General features: G+C 70.3%; 16 protein-coding genes and 1 pseudogene. 7 read left to right on the top strand and 10 right to left on the bottom strand.

Annotated features, from left to right (window positions below; all coding sequences use genetic code 11):
* Positions 1–95 precede the first annotated feature (95 nt).
* A complete protein-coding gene (locus ACGFIV_RS00470) occupies positions 96–851 on the top strand; it encodes a sulfite exporter TauE/SafE family protein (protein WP_392830625.1) in 756 nt (251 codons plus the stop codon).
* Positions 852–881: 30 nt separating this feature from the next.
* A complete protein-coding gene (locus ACGFIV_RS00465) occupies positions 882–1,112 on the top strand; it encodes a hypothetical protein (RefSeq protein WP_358556807.1) in 231 nt (76 codons plus the stop codon).
* A 123-nt stretch (positions 1,113–1,235) separates the two neighbouring features.
* Here the strand turns inward: ACGFIV_RS00465 and ACGFIV_RS00460 are convergent, their stop codons facing one another.
* From ACGFIV_RS00460 to ACGFIV_RS00440, 5 genes are all read right to left on the bottom strand, one after another.
* On the bottom strand, positions 1,236–2,177 hold the full coding sequence (locus tag ACGFIV_RS00460; RefSeq protein ID WP_358556810.1) for a Rieske (2Fe-2S) protein: 942 nt from the start codon (positions 2,175–2,177) through the stop codon (positions 1,236–1,238).
* A gap of 63 nt (positions 2,178–2,240) precedes the next feature.
* Positions 2,241–2,852 carry an HD domain-containing protein gene (locus ACGFIV_RS00455; RefSeq protein ID WP_358556813.1) on the bottom strand — a complete coding sequence of 204 codons (612 nt, stop codon included), beginning with the start codon at positions 2,850–2,852 and terminating at the stop codon, positions 2,241–2,243.
* A gap of 60 nt (positions 2,853–2,912) precedes the next feature.
* Positions 2,913–5,093 carry a molybdopterin-dependent oxidoreductase gene (locus ACGFIV_RS00450; RefSeq protein WP_392830619.1) on the bottom strand — a complete coding sequence of 727 codons (2,181 nt, stop codon included), beginning with the start codon at positions 5,091–5,093 and terminating at the stop codon, positions 2,913–2,915.
* A gap of 293 nt (positions 5,094–5,386) precedes the next feature.
* Positions 5,387–6,835 (bottom strand): catalase, encoded by a 1,449-nt coding sequence (locus ACGFIV_RS00445; RefSeq protein WP_358556819.1) that lies wholly within the window; start codon positions 6,833–6,835, stop codon positions 5,387–5,389.
* 76 nt (positions 6,836–6,911) lie between these two features.
* Positions 6,912–7,328 carry a Fur family transcriptional regulator gene (locus ACGFIV_RS00440; RefSeq protein WP_392830615.1) on the bottom strand — a complete coding sequence of 139 codons (417 nt, stop codon included), beginning with the start codon at positions 7,326–7,328 and terminating at the stop codon, positions 6,912–6,914.
* A 125-nt stretch (positions 7,329–7,453) separates the two neighbouring features.
* On the opposite strand from ACGFIV_RS00440, the gene ACGFIV_RS00435 reads away from it, so the two are divergent.
* The 4 genes from ACGFIV_RS00435 to ACGFIV_RS00420 all read left to right on the top strand — a co-directional run bounded on the left by ACGFIV_RS00435 (position 7,454) and on the right by ACGFIV_RS00420 (position 11,145).
* The gene (locus ACGFIV_RS00435; protein ID WP_358556825.1) at positions 7,454–8,602 is read left to right on the top strand and encodes a CapA family protein; all 1,149 of its coding nucleotides are present in this window, start codon (positions 7,454–7,456) and stop codon (positions 8,600–8,602) included.
* A gap of 70 nt (positions 8,603–8,672) precedes the next feature.
* A complete protein-coding gene (locus ACGFIV_RS00430) occupies positions 8,673–9,515 on the top strand; it encodes an SDR family NAD(P)-dependent oxidoreductase (RefSeq protein WP_358556828.1) in 843 nt (280 codons plus the stop codon).
* Positions 9,516–9,637: 122 nt separating this feature from the next.
* Complete coding sequence (locus ACGFIV_RS00425) at positions 9,638–10,204, top strand: TetR/AcrR family transcriptional regulator (RefSeq protein ID WP_358556831.1); 567 nt, start codon at positions 9,638–9,640, stop codon at positions 10,202–10,204.
* Between the two features lie 98 nt (positions 10,205–10,302).
* Complete coding sequence (locus tag ACGFIV_RS00420; RefSeq protein ID WP_358556834.1) at positions 10,303–11,145, top strand: alpha/beta hydrolase; 843 nt, start codon at positions 10,303–10,305, stop codon at positions 11,143–11,145.
* Here ACGFIV_RS00420 and ACGFIV_RS00415 read toward each other — a convergent pair.
* Positions 11,136–11,498 carry a hypothetical protein gene (locus ACGFIV_RS00415; RefSeq protein WP_358556837.1) on the bottom strand — a complete coding sequence of 121 codons (363 nt, stop codon included), beginning with the start codon at positions 11,496–11,498 and terminating at the stop codon, positions 11,136–11,138. The two genes, ACGFIV_RS00420 and ACGFIV_RS00415, sit on opposite strands and share 10 nt — an antisense overlap.
* Positions 11,499–11,658: 160 nt before the next feature.
* Here ACGFIV_RS00415 and ACGFIV_RS00410 point away from each other — a divergent pair, with 160 nt between their 5' ends.
* On the top strand, positions 11,659–12,201 hold the full coding sequence (locus ACGFIV_RS00410; protein ID WP_358556840.1) for a tetratricopeptide repeat protein: 543 nt from the start codon (positions 11,659–11,661) through the stop codon (positions 12,199–12,201).
* 175 nt (positions 12,202–12,376) lie between these two features.
* On the opposite strand, the gene ACGFIV_RS00405 is transcribed toward ACGFIV_RS00410, so the two are convergent.
* The 4 genes and pseudogenes from ACGFIV_RS00405 to dnaJ form a co-directional block, all read right to left on the bottom strand.
* Entirely contained in the window at positions 12,377–13,111 is a 735-nt protein-coding gene (locus ACGFIV_RS00405) for a hypothetical protein (protein ID WP_358556842.1), read from the bottom strand.
* A gap of 97 nt (positions 13,112–13,208) precedes the next feature.
* A complete protein-coding gene (clpB, locus tag ACGFIV_RS00400) occupies positions 13,209–15,788 on the bottom strand; it encodes an ATP-dependent chaperone ClpB (protein WP_358556845.1) in 2,580 nt (859 codons plus the stop codon).
* A 222-nt stretch (positions 15,789–16,010) separates the two neighbouring features.
* Positions 16,011–16,263, bottom strand: a pseudogene (locus ACGFIV_RS00395) (heat shock protein transcriptional repressor HspR); the annotation flags it as partial.
* 20 nt (positions 16,264–16,283) lie between these two features.
* Positions 16,284–17,468, bottom strand: coding sequence for a molecular chaperone DnaJ (gene dnaJ, locus ACGFIV_RS00390; RefSeq protein ID WP_358556848.1), 1,185 nt, complete (start codon positions 17,466–17,468; stop codon positions 16,284–16,286).
* Positions 17,469–17,488: the final 20 nt, after the last annotated feature.

The following is a 17,488-nucleotide window of genomic DNA, read 5'->3' as shown; positions in this document are numbered from 1 at the left end:
AGCCGTTCCCTTTCGAGCCTCCCGGTGAGACCCCTCCCGCCGACTGGGTACGGGTGCCGCCTACCATCGGGCGAAGCCGTACGAAAGGTGGCACGTTGACACCGTGGGAGGTGGTCGCGGTCCTCGCGGCCGGGTTCGCGGCGGGGGGCATCAACGCCGTCGTCGGATCGGGTTCGCTGATCACGTTTCCGACGCTGCTCGCGCTGGGGTACCCGCCGATCGTCGCGAACGTGTCGAACAACATCGGGCTCGTGGCGGGCAACGTGACCGGCGTGCTGGGCTACAGGGACGAGCTCAAGGGCCAGCGTGAGCGGCTGGTGCGGCTCGGCGTGGGCTCGATGCTCGGCTCGCTGGCCGGGGGGCTCCTGCTGCTCTCCCTGCCCGCCAAGGCCTTCCAGGTGATCGTCCCCCTCCTCATCGCGCTCGCCTGCGTGCTGGTCGTCGCGCAGCCCCGGCTCAACGCCTGGCTGTCCAAGCGGCAGGACAGCCCTCACCCGCACGGCGGACCGTGGCTGTGGCTGGGCGTGTTCGGCGCCGGGGTCTACGGAGGCTACTTCGGCGCCGCGCAGGGCGTGGTGCTGATCGGGCTGCTCGGCATCTTCCTCGACGACCACCTGCAACGGATCAACGCCGCGAAGAACGCGCTGTCGCTGGTGGTCAACGCTACGGCGGCCGTCCTTTTCGCACTGATCGCGCCCGTGGACTGGTGGGCCGTGCTGCTGGTCTCGCTGGGCTCCCTGGTCGGCGGTTTCGTCGGCGCGCGCGCCGGCCGCAGGCTGCCGGCCCGGGTGCTGCGCGGCATCATCGTGTGCGTCGGCATCATCGCGATTGTCAAACTGGTGTACGGCTAACCACCCCCGCAAGTGGGTATTTATCTGGATATGAAGGGTGACCGGGTCGAGATCGTCATAGACGCGGGCAATGCTCCGCGTACGTACGAGGTCGTGGCGACGAAGGCCGGGCGGCGGGTCGACGTCGCCACCCGGAGAGGGCTCGTGGAGGTCAGCGAGGTGACCAGGAGCGGTACGGCCGTGCGGACCGCCCGCTTCATGGCGAGCCGCATCCTGGCCCTCGTCGAGTACCCGGCCGCCGACGACCGCGAGGACGAGTGACCTCCGGCCGCCCGGCGGCTCGGGCCGTACGGCCCGCGAGCGGTTGAGGCCGTATAAGCCCTGCCGGCGGTTGAGGCCCAACAGCCCTGCCGGCGGTCGGGGCCCGTACGGCCTGCCGGTTTTCTAGGCCTGGCGGGGGCGGACCTGGACGATGCCGTCGCCCCGGATGTTGACGTCGAACGCGGGCTGGGGCGCGGTGGCGGGGCCGTGTACCACGGCGCCGTCCTCCAGGCGGAACGTGCTGCCGTGCCACGGGCAGACGACGCACGCCTCGTCGTTCTCCAGCTTCAGCCGCCCCTGGTGCAGCGGGCCCGCGAGATGCGAGCAGCGATCGGCGAGGACCTTCACCTGGGCGCCGTGGCGCAGGACGAAGAGGTTGATGTAGCCCAGGCGGCGAGAGACCGGACGCCCGTCGGGCAGGTCCCACAGCCGGCACAGATCGTGCCAGCCGAGCGGCACGAGGTGCGTCGTCGGCTCCGCGTGGGTCGGCCCGGCCGCCATGCGGTAGGCCAGGTGCCCGCCGAGGTAGCCGCCCAGGCCGGCCGCGCCGAGACCGGCGAACGCGAGCGTGCGCCCGGCCTGGTGCCTCCCGGACAGCCGCAGCATGAGCGACCCCGAGTAGAGCCCGAGCGCCGCGAAGTTGACCAGCGCGTGGACGAATCCCACCCTCTGCTGCTCCAGGTGGAGCATCGACCAGTCGGTCAGCCCCGCCGCGGCGGCCGGGATGGCGCCGGCGATACCCGTGGCCAGCACGGCCCGGGACGCCCGGGGATCCACGTCGATGAGGTCGAGCACCGCCGTGGCCGTCCAGCAGCCCAGGCTGATGGTCGCCAGTGGGGGATGCAGGGGATGCCCGGTGGGCACGCCGTGCAGCAGGTCCCTGAGCGCGCTACCGGACGGCAGCCCGCGCCGGATGGTCTTCGCCACCGGCAGGATCACGCGATCGAGCGCCTTGGCGTGCTCAAGGCGATGGGTGACGCCCACAGGAAGTGACATACGGCCGAAGCCCAGGGATTCCCTGAGCGTACGGCGTCGCGAGTTGATGGCCTTCGAAGTTTCCTCCACTTTCGCCCCCTCTCGCCCTAGGGGACCTACCCCCCAGAGCCGAAGAGAACACCGCGAAGGCGACTACGCGCGGCTCCGGGCCAGATGGCCTCGGGCCACCGACAGCTCGACAATCTCGGTGGCGTAGTCGCCGAGGGCGGGTGAGCCCTCCCGGATGATCTCGACTTTCTCCATCACCTGATCGATGGTGACCCCGTGGCGTACCCAGCTTCCGCCCTCGTTGTGGTGGTTGGCCATCATCGGGGCCAGCCGGTCGAGGGCCTTGGCGAACTTGGCCTCGGGGGTCTTGCGCTCCTCGAACTCCTCCCACAGGGCACGCAGTGCGGTGGTCTGGTCCTCGGGCAGCAGGCCGAAGATGCGGTCGGCCGCGGCGCGCTCGGCCTTCTCCTGCAGCTCGACCGCCGCGAGGTCGTAGATGAACGTGTCGCCCGCGTCGATCTCGACGATGTCGTGCACGAGCAGCATGGCCGAGACACGGTCGAGGTCGGTGCCGGGTGGCGCGTGCTCGCCGAGGACCATGGCCAGCATCCCGAGGTACCACGAGTGCTCGGCGTCGTTCTCCCTGCGAGAGCCGTCCATCAGGGTGTTGCGGCGGAGCACGCGCTTCAACTTGTCGATTTCAACGGCGAAACCGACCTGGGCCAGCAGACGTTCCTTATCGGGCACGGTGGTCACCCGCCACAGCCTATTACCGGAAGCGCCCGGATTTGCCCAGGCCCGCGCCTTGATCTCCGATCAGGCGGGCGTGAGCGTGACCGGCACCCCGTTGAACACCGCGTTTCCTGACAGCGGGTCGACGATCGACTCGTCCGTCAGCGTGTTGGCGCTCACGCCGGCGTTCTTGGCCGCGACGAGCTGCGCGGTGCCCGCGTGGCCCCAGCCGTGGGGCAGGCTCACCACCCCTCGCATGATCGTGTCCGTCGGTTCGAGCCGTACGGTCAGCTCGCCCGCCGCCGACCGTACGACGGCCCGCTCGGCCAGCCCGAGCTCGGCGGCGTCCTCCGGGTTGATCTGGAGCGTGCAGCGGTTGGTGCCGCCCACCAGCGGGGCCACGTTGTGCATCCAGCTGTTGTTGGAGCGCAGGTGCCGCCGCCCGATCAGGACGAAGCCGCCCGCCTCTCTCGCGAGCGCCTCGCGGAGCCGTTCGACGTCGGCCAGGATCGCCTCCGGGGCCAGCTCGACGGTCCCGGACGCGGTGCTGAGGATGCCGGGGAGGCGGGGCTTCAGAGGGCCGAGGTCGATGCCGTGCGGGTTCTCCAGCAGCCGCTCCAGGGTCAGCTCCCGTGCGTCGTCCCCGCCCCAGCCGCCGTACGGGCCGAGGCGCAGCATCGCGTCGAGACGCAGCTCGGCGCCGCTGGAGCCGGTGAGCAGGGCTCGCAGCTCCGCCGGGTCGCGCCCTTCGACGGGAGACCCCGGCGTCTCCGTGGCCTTGCGGAGCATCTGGTCGAGGATCAGCTCGTCCAGGGCCGAGGGGTCGGCGCCCGCGCCCTGCCCAGACGCGATCATGGCCAGGCGGGCCAGGATGACCGCTTCGGTGGGCCGTCCCGGCTCAAGGGCGACCACGGGCGGCGAGTACCGGGTGTAGTCGCGCACGGCGAAGCCGAGGAGAGCGAAGTCGTAGTGCCCCGCCTGCGTCACGCGGGGCGGAGGAAGGATGACGTGCGCATGCCGCGTCGTCTCGTTCAGGTAGGGATCGACGCTGACCATGAAGTCCAGCCCGGCGAGGGCGTGGTCCAGTCGCGAGCCGTTCGGCGCCGACAGGACCGGGTTGCCCGCGACCGTGATCAGCGCCCTGATCCGTCCCTCGCCGGGCGTCTCGATCTCGTCGGCCAGCGTCGCCACCGGCAGTTCCCCGTTGGCCTCGGGCAGGTGGCGCACGCGGCTGTGCCAGCGTCCGATGGCGTACGGCCTGCGCCTGCGCGGGGCCTCGGTGGCCGGACGGGGGAACATGGCGCCCCCGGGCCGGTCGAGGTTGCCGGTCAGCACGTTCACCACGTCGACCAGCCACTGCGCGATCGTGCCGAACTCCACCGTGCAGGTGCCGATGCGGCCGTACACGGCGGCGGTGGGGGCGGCGGCCAGCTCGCGCGCCAGCCGTACGATCAGCTCGGCGGGCACCCCGCACGCGGTGGCGCAGGACTCGGGGGTGAATCCGGCCACCGCCGCCTCGACCTCGGCCAGCCCGCTCACCGGTACGCGGACGTTCGTGAGCTTCTCGGCGAACAGCGTGTGGGCGATGCCCATCAGCAGGTAGGCGTCGGTTCCCGGGCGGATGAAGACGTGCTCGTCCGCGAGCGCGGCCGTGCGCGTGCGGCGTGGGTCGACGACGACCAGGCGCCCTCCCCGCTTGCGGAGCGCCTTCAGGCGTCCGGGGAAGTCGGGGGCGGTGCAGAGCGAGCCGTTCGACTCCAGCGGGTTGGCGCCGAGCATGAGCAGGTAACCGGTGCGGTCGAGGTCCGGCACCGGGATCGCGAGCGGGTGGCCGAACATCAGGCCCGCCGCCACGTGCTTGGGCATCTGGTCCGCGGTACTGGCGGAGTAGACCTGCCGGGTGCCCAGGCTGCGGATCAGCGGAGCCCCGTACAGCGCTCCGGCCATCGTGTGCGCGCTCGGGTTGCCGAGGTACACGCCGCGCGAAGGTCCGGGTACGGCAGCGAGGCCGCGCTCGACCGCCGCGAAGGCCTCCTCCCAGCTCGCCTCGCGCCACTGGCCGCCCTCGCGGATCAGCGGCCCGCTCAGGCGGTCAGGGTCCTCGTCCAGACGGCCGAGGCTCGCGCCCTTGGGGCAGACGAACCCCTTGCTGAAGGGGTCGGCGGCGTCCCCTCGCACGTCGACCACATGGTCGTCGTCGTCCAGCGTGATCGTGAGGCCGCAGACGGCTTCGCAGAGCGGGCACGTTCGGTGCGCCGTACGCATGGTCCGCCTCCTGGGTTCGAGGGACAGACCCATCTTTACCGCGCATGCCGCTCGCATGGAAGGGCGAGGCGGCCTGCCCGTGGAACGGCCGGAGCGTCTGTGGAGGACTGTGGACCACAAACCCTGAGAATCAAAGGACCGGCTTGGTACCGTGGTCGCGCGATCAGAGACGCCCTTCGACGGTTCTCGGATTCTGTGTTCTCAACCCCCCGCCGGGCCGTGAGGTGGCAGCCTTCGGCCCGGCCTCTCCAGGCGGCTGCTCGTCCAGCGGTCGTCTGGCGGTCGTCTGGCGGTCAGAGAACGCCCAGACCGTTGGCGACGCTGTCGCCGAGATCCTTGTGGACGTTGGTCCAGTACTCCACGACGCGCTTCTTCATGTCGCCGGTGACCTCCGGGGCGGAGGCGTGGCCGACGATGTTGCTCACGAGGTGCGAGCGGTCGGTTTCCGACAGGACGTTCTCCCACAGGGCGCGCGGCTGGACGAAGTCGTCGTCCTCCGCGTGCTTCTGGTAGGCGCTACGGATGATCTCGCCCGCCACCTGGTAGTTCTCGCCCGCGAAGAACGCCGGGTCGGCCGCGGGGCCGCCGGCGGTGTTCGGCGCGTACACCGGGTCGCCCGGGTTGCTGTAGCGCATCGCGCCGTCCTTGTTGTAGCTGTGGACGGGCGACTTGGGCTGGTTGATCGGGAGCTGGAGGTAGTTCGCCCCGATGCGGTAGCGATGGGTGTCGGGGTAGGAGAACAGCCGGCCCTGGAGCATCTTGTCCGGGGACGCGCCGATGCCCGGCACGAGGTTGGCCGGCTCGAAGGCGGCCTGCTCGACCTCGGCGAAGTAGTTCTCCGGGTTGCGGTTGAGGGTGAACCTGCCGATCGTGATCTCGGGATAGTCGCCGTGTGGCCACACCTTGGTCAGGTCGAAGGGGTTGAAGCGGTAGTCCGCGGCCTCTTCGAACGGCATGATCTGCACGTTGACGGTCCAGGACGGGTGGTCGCCGTTCCTGATCGCGGTGTGCAGGTCGCGGATGTGGTGGTCGGCGTCCTGCGCGATCACGGCGCCGGCCTCGGCGTCGGTGAAGTTCTCCACGCCCTGGTCGGTCTTGAAGTGGTACTTCACCCAGAACTTCTCGCCGCTCGCGTTGTACCAGAGGAACGTGTGCGAGCCGAAGCCGTGCATGTGCCGCCAGCTGGCCGGCGTGCCGCGGTCGGTCATGAGGAAGGTGACCTGGTGGGCCGACTCGGGGGACAGCGTCCAGAAGTCCCACTGCATGTTGTGGTCGCGCAGGTTGGTGTCCGCGCGCCGCTTCTGGCTGTGGATGAAGTCCGAGAACTTCGAGGGGTCCCGGATGAAGAAGATCGGGGTGTTGTTGCCGACGAGGTCGTAGTTGCCCTCGTCGGTGTAGAACTTGATCGCGAAGCCGCGGGGGTCACGCTGGGTGTCGGGGCTGCCGAGCTCGCCCGCCACCGAGGAGAAGCGGATGAAGAGGTCGGTCTCCTTCCCCTTCTGGAAAAGGCCGGCCTTGGTGTACTGGCTGATGTCCTCGGTGATCCGCAGCACGCCGTGGGCGCCGCCGCCCTTGGCGTGCACCACGCGCTCGGGAACCCGTTCACGGTTGAACTGGGCCATCTTCTGGATGACGTAGTGGTCCTGCAGCAGCAGGGGGCCATTGGGGCCGACGGAGAGCGAGAACTCGTCGCTCGGCGCGGGAATGCCAGCGTCCGTGGTGGTGATGGGCCGGTCGGTCATCGCGCGGTCCTCCGTGTCGTCGTTGATGGAGTACGGCTAATGCCCTGAACTCCGCTGAAGTATCGGGGCGCGGCGGTCAATCGCCTGGGGATCGGCAGTCGGGGCAGGTGCCCCAATAGATGACGTCGGCCTCTTCGACGAGGAAGCCGGCGGCGTCCACGGGGTCGAGGCAGGGTGCCTTCCCGGTCGCGCAGTCGACGTCGGTCACCGTGCCACACCGGCGGCAGACGAGGTGGTGGTGGTTGTCGCCCACCCGGGCCTCGTAGCGGGCCGGACTGCCCATGGGCTCGATCTTGTGAAGGAGCCCGGCGCGGTGCAATGCGTGCAACCCGTCGTAGACGGCCTGGAGGGACACCTGGCCGACCCGGTCGCGCACACCGCGGTGGATGGCGTCCACATCGAGGTGGTCACCCGCTCGAACGGTGCGCATGATCGCGACTCGGGCGGCGGTCACCCGTAGCCCGGCGTCACGAAGTCGCTCCACATCACCCACTACCTGCACCCTAGGCGCTAAACCTGAATCATTCAAGTGAAGGAATCATCCCAGTTTGGCGATTGTCGATCGGTCTGGGGTGGCGGTGTCCATCTACGGGCGGAAGATGGCATGCTCTTGGAGCGATGAGAAGTCACCCCGTCACATCCGTCCTGTCCGATTCGCCGAAGTTGCCCCTCGCCGGAGCACGCGCCCGGCGTTTCGTCGCCGTCGCCCTGGCGGCCTCGTTCGCCGCCGTGCCGGCGGCAGCTTGCTCGGCCGCGGAGTCGGCCGGTCCCGACACCAAAGAGACCGGTTCGACCGCCTCCACGCCGACGTTGGCGCCCGCCAAGGACAAGCCGCAGCGCAGACCGTTCACCATCTCCTTCGGTGGCGACGTGCACTTCGAGGGCGTGCTCAGAAACCGCCTCGCCGCCCCGCGCACCGCCCTCGGCCCGATCTCCTCGGTGCTGCGGCGGTCCGACCTGGCCATGGTCAACCTGGAGACCGCCATCACCACGGGCGGCACCCCCGCACCGGGCAAGCAGTTCACCTTCCGCGCGCCGCCGAGCGCGCTGACCGCGCTGAAGGCGGCGGGCGTCGACGTCGCCTCCATGGCCAACAACCACGGCATGGACTACATGCAGACGGGGCTGCGCGACTCCCTGGCGGCCATTCGCAGCTCGAAGTTCCCGATCGTCGGCATCGGGAAGAACGCCGCGGAGGCGTACAAGCCGTTCCGCAGGACCGTCAACGGCAACCGGGTCGCCATCATCGGCGCCACCCAGGTGCTGGACTCCGAGTTCATCCAGTCGTGGACGGCCACGAACACCCAGGGCGGTCTCGCCTCGGCCAAGAACGAGGAGCGGCTCATCCAGGCCGTCAAGCAGGCCCGCAAGACCTCCGACACCGTGATCGTCCATCTCCACTGGGGCACCGAGCTGCAGAAATGCCCGAACCCCGCGCAGCGGGACCTCGCGCCCAAGCTGATCGCGGCGGGCGCCGACGTGATCATCGGCGGTCACGCCCACATCCTGCTCGGCAGCGGGTACCTCCAGGGCCGCTACGTCAACTACGGGATGGGGAACTTCGTCTTCTACAACTCCGGACCGGAGACCGGCGCGACGGGCGTGCTGACGCTGACGATCAACGGCAGGAAGGTGCTCAAGGACCAGTGGACTCCGGCGCGCATCAGCGGGGGCATCCCGCTCCCCGTGACCGGCGCGGCCAAGCAGCAGGCCGTGACGAGCTGGAAGGCCCTGCGGAGCTGCGCGGGGCTGGAATCCAAGGCCTGAGGAAGGCTTTCTTCACGTCCTAGCTTTGGACATCTTGTCCAACAGCCTTCCAGGGTGTGGAGTGGGGCGTATGCGGGTCACTGAGAGGCGCAAGCCGTACGACCAGCGGCTCGTGGTCGTCACCGGAGCGGGAAGCGGCATCGGCAGGGCCACGGCACGGGCCTTCGCGTCCCACGGCGCCGAGGTGGTCTGCGCGGACCTCGACCTCGACGCCGCCCGCCGTACGGCCGGCGAGATCGGGCGCCTCTACGGAACCGCCCACGCCTACCAGGTCGACGTCTCCCGCGCGGACGAGATGGAACGGTTCGCCACGGCCGTGCGGGACGAGCACGGCACCCCGGACATCGTGGTCAACAACGCCGGTATCGCCGTGGCCGGCCCCTTCCTGGACCACGAGCTGGCCGACTGGGAACAGACCATCGGCGTCAACCTCTGGGGCGTCATCCACGGATGCCGCCTGTTCGGGCGGCAGATGGTCGAGCGAGGCGAGGGCGGGCACATCGTCAACATCGCCTCGCTCGCCGCCTTCGCGCCGTCGCGGCTGCTGCCCGCGTACTCGACGTCCAAGGCCGCCGTGAAGATGCTCAGCGACTGCCTGCGCGCCGAGCTGGCGGGCAAGGGCATCGGCGTGAGCGTGATCTGCCCCGGGTTCATCTCCACCGCGATCGCCGGCAACGCGACGTACCGAGGGGGAGACCGGTCGCTGAGCGAGCGGGCGCTCCGGAAGCGCGGGTACCCGCCGGAGCGGGTCGCCGCGCACATCCTGCGGGCCGTTCACCACAACACCGCGGTGGTCCCGGTGAACGCCGAGGGCAAGATAGGGTACGCGCTGTCGCGCCTGTCCCCGGGGCTGATGCGGGGGCTCGCCCGAATTGCGGCTTCCGATATAGGACGACTGGCCGGGAAGGACTGACCGCTGGACCTGGAAGAGGCAATATGAATTCTGTGTCCGGCCCGCCCGCTGATCATTGCGACGAACAGGCCCCGCTGCGTCGTAAACCGTCCCAACGCCGTAGTGCGCGGCGTGTCGAACGCATGCTCGACGCCTGTGCCGAGCTGCTCGACGAGATCGGCTACGAGGCCCTCTCGACCACGCGCATAGCCGAGCGGGCCGACGTCGCGATCGGCTCGGTGTACCAGTTCTTCCCCGACAAGCGGGCGATCACCCAGGCGCTCACCCAGCGCAACGTGGAGCTGTTCATCGCCCGCGTCGGCAGGCGCTTCATGACCGAGGACTATCCCGGCTGGTGGCACGCGGTCGACGCCATCATCGGCGAGTACGTCGACATGCACAGGACCGTTCCAGGTTTCCGTTCGCTCCGCTTCGGCGACGCCGTCGACCTCAACCTCCTCGACTCGGTCTCCGAGAACAACACCGTGATCGCCGGGCGGCTCCGCGGCCTGCTCCTCGCGGAGTTCGGCATGGCCGACAGCGAGGAGCTCGACCTGAGCCTCACGGTCGCCGTCGAGGCCGGTGGCGCGGTGCTCGCGCTGGCGTTCCGCCGCGACCCGATGGGCTGGCCCCCTCTCATCGAGGAGGCCAAGCGCCTGATCCGCGAATACCTTTCCAGCCAGCTCAGGCGGGGCGCGCGCTCGGCCTGAACAACGGGGACCGTCGCCGGCGCGGCGGCGGTGGTCGGTGAGTGGCGGGAGGGCAGGCACGGCTGAGGGTGGGTATCCCCCCGCAGGGGAGGAGACCGATGAGCTTCGTCGAGAGCGACATGCTGGCCGTGCCCGGTGCCCGTATCTACTACGAGGTACACGGGTCGGGGCCGCTCCTGCTCGTGTCGCAGGGCGGGGAGGGCGACGCCGGGCGCACGGGCGGTCTGGTCACGCGGCTCGCCGCCGACTACACGGTGGTGACCTACGACCGCCGGGGCCTGTCACGGAGCACGCCCGACGATCCGGCGGGCCCGCTGACGATGGAGACGCACGCCGACGACGCCCATCGCCTGCTGGCCGCGCTGACCGCCGAGCCCGCGATCGTGTTCGGCTCCAGCTTCGGCGGCCTCGTCGGGCTCACGCTGACCGCACGCCACCCGCACCAGATCGGCACGCTGGTCGCCCACGAGCCTCCCGCGGTCCGGCTCCTGCCCGAGCCCGCGCGGGCCGGCACGGAACGCGTCCTCGACGAACTGGAGGAGACCTTCCGCGGTGAGGGCTGGGGCGCCGCGTTCAAGAAGCTGGCGGAGATCACCGGCTCCGGCTCCGAAGGGAGGGAGCCCGACGTCGAGCTGCCTCCGCCGCTCTCCAGGCAGCGCATCGCCGACATGAAGTTCTTCTTCACGTACGACATCCCCGCGATGCGCCGCTGCGAGGTGGACGTCGCGGACCTCGCCGCGCTGAAGGCGGCACAGGTCCGCGTCGTGCCCGCGGCGGGACGTACGACGTCGCGGGGGTTCTTCGACTTCCAGTGCGTCCAGGAGCTGGCACGCCACCTCGGGACCGGGGTGGCGGAGTTCCCCGGCGGGCACAACGGGCCCACGACCCATCCGAAGGCCTTCGCCGTACGGCTGCGCGAGGTCCTCCGCGGCTACTCCTGACCCCTTGGGCCGAGACCCGGATCGAGCTCCGGGTCCGTGCCCGGCGCGTCGGCGGGCGGGTCCACGGAGGTGTCCGACTTCGCCTGCGGGTGGCCCGGGGCGGGGACCGCCTGGTCGTCGGAGGGGCCGGTCGCCGTCGAGTCGCCGCTCCTGGCCTGCGCCTTGCAGGGCGTGGACACCTGCTGGACGGCCTGCCGGGCCGTCTGGAGCTCAGCGCGTAACCGGACGAGCTCCTGGCGCTGCTGGGCGGCGGTCTCCAGCCGGGCGCTGGTGTATCCGAGGGTTCCCGGGACGATCGCGGCGAACACGGCGGCGCAGGCGAGGGCGAAGGTCGTCTGCCAGGACATGTCCATCGCAGCTCCTCGAACGGCGTTTGTGACCTTCCAGGCGGAGCAAATATGCCCGCTCGCCTCGGTCGACACGCGGAGCGTAGTCAAACATGTGCGAATCAGTACTGGAGCAATGCCTGCTGTTGTCCGCGCATAGTTGAGCGGCGCTCGGTAATCTCGTCTTGTGGCACATGTGACACGTGGGCAGCTTGATCGGCTGCTCGAACAGGCGCTCCTGCACGATGATCACGGGGCTCTCGCCGGGAGGCTCGACGATCTGGCGCGCGGCTACGCGTCCGGTGAGGTGTCCCGTGCCGCGATCCTGGTGCTGGCCGCCGAGGAGTGGCGGCAGGCGGGCCAGCCGGCGAGAGCTCTCGAATGCTTCCAGCGGGCGCTGGACGACGGGGGTGAGGTGAGCGTCGACCCCCGGGCCGGCATCGCCGACACCCTGTTCGAGCTCGACCGCCCCGACGAGGCCCAGGAGCTGGTCGCCTCGATCAAGGCGGACGGGCCGGTGGACCCCGGCACCGCACTGAACGTCGCCGAGACCCTGCTGGCCTACGGCGACCTCGACGGGGCGCACGAGTGGGCCACCCAGGGAGTCCTCGCGGGCGACGGCACGAGCGGCGGCACGCGTGAGGCGCTCCTGCGCACGCGCTACCGCATCCGTGTCGACCTCGGCCTCCCCGAGGACGACATCGACGCGCTCCTCGACGTCTCGTGCTGAGCCCTCTGGTGCCCGGTCGTCTGGTGCTGGGTCGTCTTGTTCTGGGCTGTCTTGTTCTGGGCCGCGCCCCCACGTGATGTGCCGTACGGGCCGGGTCGCGTGAGGGGCCGTACGGGCCGTGACCCCCAAGTGCCACGGCCCGCACGGCGCTGGTGGCCGCCCTCGGGCGTGCTCGTCAGCGGACTCGGAGATCCCTGAGGGACGTGCCGAGTGAGGGGATCTCGGCGGTGACCACGGTGCCGTCGGCGCCCGGGCGCACGATGGCGGGGGTCTGGGGCTCGACGGGCAGTACGAAGATCGCCGGCGCGGGGCCCGTTCCCTGCGGGGCGTCCAGGCCTGGCGCGGCGTTCAGGCCCGTGGCGTCCAGGCCCTGTGTGGCGTCCGCGCCCGTCGCGGATCCCAGGCTCTGCTCGGGGTCCAGGCCCTGGGTGACGTCCAGGCTCTGCTCGGGGTCCACCGCCGGCGTGTCCAGCCCGGCCTCCTCGCCCGGGACGGGCGGGTCCTCGCGCCGGAGCACGTGCGACAGGCCCCCGCCGCGGGTCGCGTCGTAGACGTTCTGTCCCCTCAGGGCACGGGGGATGCCGGTGCTCCGCACGATGGCGGGGAGATCGGTCAGCCCGACCACCGTGGTGGTGCGGGTGGGCATGCCGGACGACCGCCCGATCTGCTCGATACCGACGAGCAGGTCGCCTCCGTCGCGGTAGCCGTAGCCGTCGCGGCCCGACACGCGCAGCGACGGCAGCCTGAGCCCGTTGACGGAGTTCGGCGCGACGTCGGCCGCCGTCGACGTGGTGTGCGGGCGGGTCTCGGCGGGCGTCGCGGCGAGCGCGCTGCCCATGCCTAGCCAGCCGGCGCCCGCCGTGACCGCGGCCACCGCGAGAACTCCCCGGATACTGAGTGACGTACGCATGAAGACTCCCTGACTACTTCCAGTGCTTTGACGAGCACTGAACGTAGCCAGGGAGGCTGATCGTCGGCGGGTCGTTAACCCAATGCTGGTGAATTCCTTACCGTGAGGCCAGCACGGTCAAGGTGTCTCCGGCGTCGTCCAGATCGACGGTGACCTCGTCGCCGTCGTGCACCTCGCCCGCCAGCAGGCTCTTGGCGAGCTTGTCGCCGATCGCCGACTGCACCAGCCGCCGGAGCGGACGCGCGCCGTACATCGGGTCGTAGCCGGTGAGCGCCAGCCAGTCGCGTGCCGCGGGCGTCACGGTCAGCCTCAGCCGCCGGTCGGACAGCCGCCGCGCGAGCCTCGCCACCTGCAGCTCGACGATCTGGGACAGCTCCTCGGAGCCGAGCGCGTCGAAGAGGATCACGTCGTCGAGCCGGTTCAGGAACTCGGGCTTGAACGAACCCCTGACCGCCTGCATCACCTTGTCGCGCTTGACCGAAGTGTCGAGCGTGGGATCGACGAGGTACTGCGAGCCGATGTTGGAGGTCAGGATCAGGATCGTGTTGCGGAAGTCGACCGTGCGCCCCTGCCCGTCGGTGAGCCGCCCGTCGTCGAGCACCTGGAGCAGGATGTCGAACACCTCGGGGTGGGCCTTCTCGATCTCGTCGAGCAGCACCACGGTGTACGCCCGGCGCCGCACCGCCTCGGTGAGCTGGCCGCCCTCCTCGTAGCCGACATAGCCGGGCGGGGCGCCGACCAGGCGGGCCACGCTGTGCTTCTCGCCGTACTCGCTCATGTCGATGCGGGTCATCGCGCGCTCGTCGTCGAACAGGAACTCCGCGAGGGCCTTGGCCAGCTCGGTCTTGCCGACGCCGGTGGGGCCGAGGAACAGGAACGAGCCGGTCGGCCGGTCGGGGTCGGCCACGCCCGCCCGCGCGCGCCGTACGGCGTCCGAGACGGCCTGCACGGCCTCGCGCTGCCCGACGAGCCTTCTGCCCAGCTCGTCCTCCATGCGGAGCAGCTTGGCCGTCTCACCCTCCAGGAGGCGCCCGGCGGGGATGCCGGTCCACGCGGAGATCACCTGGGCGATGTCGTCGGCGCCGACCTCCTCCTTGACCATGGGGTCCTCGGGCTGGGCCTGGGCGCTCGCCTCCTCCAGCTCCTTCTCAAGGCGGGGCACGTCGCCGTACATCATGCGGGAGGCCGCCTCGAAGTCGCCGTCGCGCTGGGCGCGCTCGGCAGCGGAGCGGGCCTCGTCGAGCTGCTTCTTCAGCTCGCCCACCCGGTTGAGCCCGGCCTTCTCCTTCTGCCAGCGGACCACGAGGGCGTCGAGGTCCTCCTGGCGGTCGCCCAGCTCCTTGTGGAGCTTCTCCAGGCGCTGGATGCCGGCCTCGTCGGTCTCCTTGGTGAGGGCGAGCTCCTCCATCTTGAGCCGGTCGACGGCCCGCTGGAGCTCGTCGATCTCGACGGGACGGGAGTCGATCTCCATGCGGAGGCGGCTGGCGGCCTCGTCGACCAGGTCGATCGCCTTGTCGGGCAGGAAACGCGCGGTGATGTAGCGGTCGGAGAGCGTGGAGGCGGCCACCAGGGCGCTGTCGGAGATCTGCACCTTGTGGTGGGCCTCGTAGCGCCCCTTGAGGCCGCGCAGGATCGCGATGGTGTCCTCGACGGTCGGCTCGCCGACGTAGATCTGCTGGAAGCGCCGCTCCAGCGCGGGGTCCTTCTCGATGCGCTCGCGGTACTCGTCGAGGGTGGTCGCGCCGATCATGCGCAGCTCGCCCCGGGCCAGCATGGGCTTGAGCATGTTGCCGGCGTCCATCGCGCCCTCGGCGGCGCCCGCGCCGACCATGGTGTGCAGCTCGTCGATGAAGGTGACGACCTGGCCGTCGCTCTCCTTGATCTCGTTCAGCACGGCCTTGAGCCGCTCCTCGAACTCGCCGCGGAACTTGGCGCCCGCGACCATCGCGCCGAGGTCGAGCGAGACCAGGCGCTTGCCGCGCAGGCTCTCGGGGACGTCGCCGGCCACGATGCGCTGGGCGAGGCCGTCGACCACGGCGGTCTTGCCGACGCCCGGCTCGCCGATCAGCACCGGGTTGTTCTTGGTACGGCGGCTCAGCACCTGGATGACGCGGCGGATCTCGTTGTCGCGGCCGATGACCGGGTCGAGCTTGCCGGCCCTCGCCTGCTCGGTGAGGTCGACGCCGTACTTCTCCAGGGCGCGGTAGGTGTCCTCAGGACTCTCGCTGGTGACCCTGGCGTGGCCGCGCACCTTCTCGAAGGCGTCCAGCAGGGCACTCGGGGTGGCGCCCCGTGACTTGAGCAACTGGGCGACCTGGCCGCCGTCGGTGGCGAGGCCGACCAGCAGGTGCTCGGTGGAGACGTACTCGTCCTCAAGCTGCTTGGCACGGGCCGCCGCGGTGTTGAGCGCGACCAGCAACTGGCGGGAGGAGGTCGGCGCGCTGACCGTCGAGCCCTGGGCCTTCGGAAGCTGTTCGAGCTGCTGCTCGGCCTCGGTGCGCAGGGCCTTCCAGTCGGCGCCGACGGCCTCCAGCAGGTGTACGGCGGTGCCGTCGTTCTGGGCGAGGAGGCTGGTGAACAGGTGGGCCGGGGCGACCTCGGGGTGACCCTCGGCGGCGGCGCGCCGGACGGCTCCCGACAGGGCGTCCTGGCTCTTTCGCGTCAGCTTGTAGTCCACGGTTCCTCGCCTTTCTCGCATGGCGGCCGGCCGGACGCTCGCCGGGCCGGCGGTGCCGCGCCGCTTCGCTATATGTGCGCCGCAGACCCCGGTGCGGGTCGCGCCCGGGAACTCGGCGTGGATGCCCTCACGCGGGCGGGAGCTGGTACTGGATCAGTGCTCGGATCATCGCCATCTCGCCCCGGAGGCGGCTGATCTCCTCGCGCATGCGGAGGTTCTCGGTCTCCAGGACCAGGATGCGCTTGATGCCGGCCAGGTTGATGCCCTCCTCCTGGGAGAGCCGCTGGACCTCGCGCAGCATCACGATGTCGCGTGTGGAGTAGAGCCGGCCCCGGCCGGCCGTACGGCCCGGGCTGACCAGACCGAGACGGTCGTACTGCCGGAGTGTCTGCGGGTGCAGCCCGGAAAGCTGGGCGGCGACCGAGATGACGTACACGGGAGTGTCGTCGGACAGGTCGAAGTAGTTGGCGTCCATCGGCGTCGCCTCCCTTCGGGCTACTCGCTACTCGCCTGTTTGAGCAGGTCGGCCCGGGGGTCTGCCGAGTCGGAGACCGACCGGAACTCCTCCAGGGCGGACCTTTCCTTGTCGTCGAGGTGCTGGGGCACCGCCACTTCCACGGTGACGAGCAGATCACCCTTGGTGCCGTCTTTGCGGGTGACACCCCGGCCGCGCACGCGGAATGTGCGGCCGTTGGGCGTGCCTTCGGGGATCCTCAGCGTCACGGGCAGGCCCTGCAGGATCGGTACCCTGATCTCGGCGCCGAGAGCCGCCTCAGTGAAGGTCACCGGCACGGTGATGGTGAGGTTGTCGCCCGAGCGGCCGAAGATCGTGTGTGGTTTCACGTGGATCTGGACGTACAGGTCGCCGGCGGGCCCGCCGTTCTCGCCGGGCGCGCCCTTGGCCTTGAGCCGGATGCGCTGGCCGTCGGCCACCCCGGCGGGGATGCGGGCCTGGAGCGTGCGGGTGCTCTTGCCGCGCCCGCTGCCCTCGCACACCGGGCAGGGATCGTCGACGAGCAGCCCTCGGCCCTTGCAGTCGCGGCACGGCTCGGAGAAGGCGAAGTTGCCGAGGTTGCGGCTGGCCGCTCCGGTGCCCTCACAGGTCGGGCAGACCCTCGGGGTCGTGCCGGCCTTGGCGCCCGTGCCGTGGCAGGCAGTGCAGGCCGATGAGCTGGTCAGCCGGAGGGCCACCGTGGTGCCGTCGACCGCCTCGGTGAAGGACAGGGTGACCTCGGACTCGATGTCCTGCCCACGGCGGGGACGGCTGGTCGCGGTCGTGGAGTTGGGGCGCCCGCCACGGTTGAACAGCCCGCCGAACAGGTCGCCGATGCGCTCGCCCGTTCCTCCGCTCTGCGCGGTGCCTCCGAAGAGGTCGCCGAACTCGAACGGGAAACCGCCACCGCCGCGGGGGGCGCCGCCCCCCGCGTACCCGCCGAGACCCGACCCGAACAACGCGCGCGCCTCGTCGTACTCCTTGCGGCGCTTGGTGTCGGACAGGACGTCATAGGCCTCCGAGACCTGCTTGAACATGGCCTCGGTCTCGGTGTTGCCCTGGTTGGCGTCCGGGTGGTACTTCCTGGCAAGTCTCCGGTACGCCTTCTTGATCTCTTCGGCGGTGGCGGTCTTCGACACACCAAGGACCGCGTAATAGTCCTTTTCCAGGTAGTCCTTGGTGCTCATCTATCGCTTCCTTCGCGAGC

It is taken from the genome of Sphaerisporangium sp. NPDC049003 (assembly GCF_043197795.1).
GTDB lineage: Bacteria > Actinomycetota > Actinomycetes > Streptosporangiales > Streptosporangiaceae > Sphaerisporangium.
This window is presented reverse-complemented; position numbering and strand designations above follow the sequence as displayed.

Excerpts from the sequence above, each read along its gene's own strand:
- ACGFIV_RS00465 (WP_358556807.1), top strand. The coding sequence starts at position 882 with ATGAAGGGTGACCGGGTCGAGATCGTCATAGACGCGGGCAATGCTCCG.
- ACGFIV_RS00450 (WP_392830619.1), bottom strand. The coding sequence starts at position 5,093 with ATGCGTACGGCGCACCGAACGTGCCCGCTCTGCGAAGCCGTCTGCGGC.
- ACGFIV_RS00445 (WP_358556819.1), bottom strand. The coding sequence starts at position 6,835 with ATGACCGACCGGCCCATCACCACCACGGACGCTGGCATTCCCGCGCCG.
- ACGFIV_RS00435 (WP_358556825.1), top strand. The coding sequence starts at position 7,454 with ATGAGAAGTCACCCCGTCACATCCGTCCTGTCCGATTCGCCGAAGTTG.
- ACGFIV_RS00430 (WP_358556828.1), top strand. The coding sequence starts at position 8,673 with ATGCGGGTCACTGAGAGGCGCAAGCCGTACGACCAGCGGCTCGTGGTC.
- ACGFIV_RS00425 (WP_358556831.1), top strand. The coding sequence starts at position 9,638 with ATGCTCGACGCCTGTGCCGAGCTGCTCGACGAGATCGGCTACGAGGCC.
- ACGFIV_RS00420 (WP_358556834.1), top strand. The coding sequence starts at position 10,303 with ATGAGCTTCGTCGAGAGCGACATGCTGGCCGTGCCCGGTGCCCGTATC.
- ACGFIV_RS00415 (WP_358556837.1), bottom strand. The coding sequence starts at position 11,498 with ATGGACATGTCCTGGCAGACGACCTTCGCCCTCGCCTGCGCCGCCGTG.
- ACGFIV_RS00405 (WP_358556842.1), bottom strand. The coding sequence starts at position 13,111 with ATGCGTACGTCACTCAGTATCCGGGGAGTTCTCGCGGTGGCCGCGGTC.
- dnaJ (WP_358556848.1), bottom strand. The coding sequence starts at position 17,468 with ATGAGCACCAAGGACTACCTGGAAAAGGACTATTACGCGGTCCTTGGT.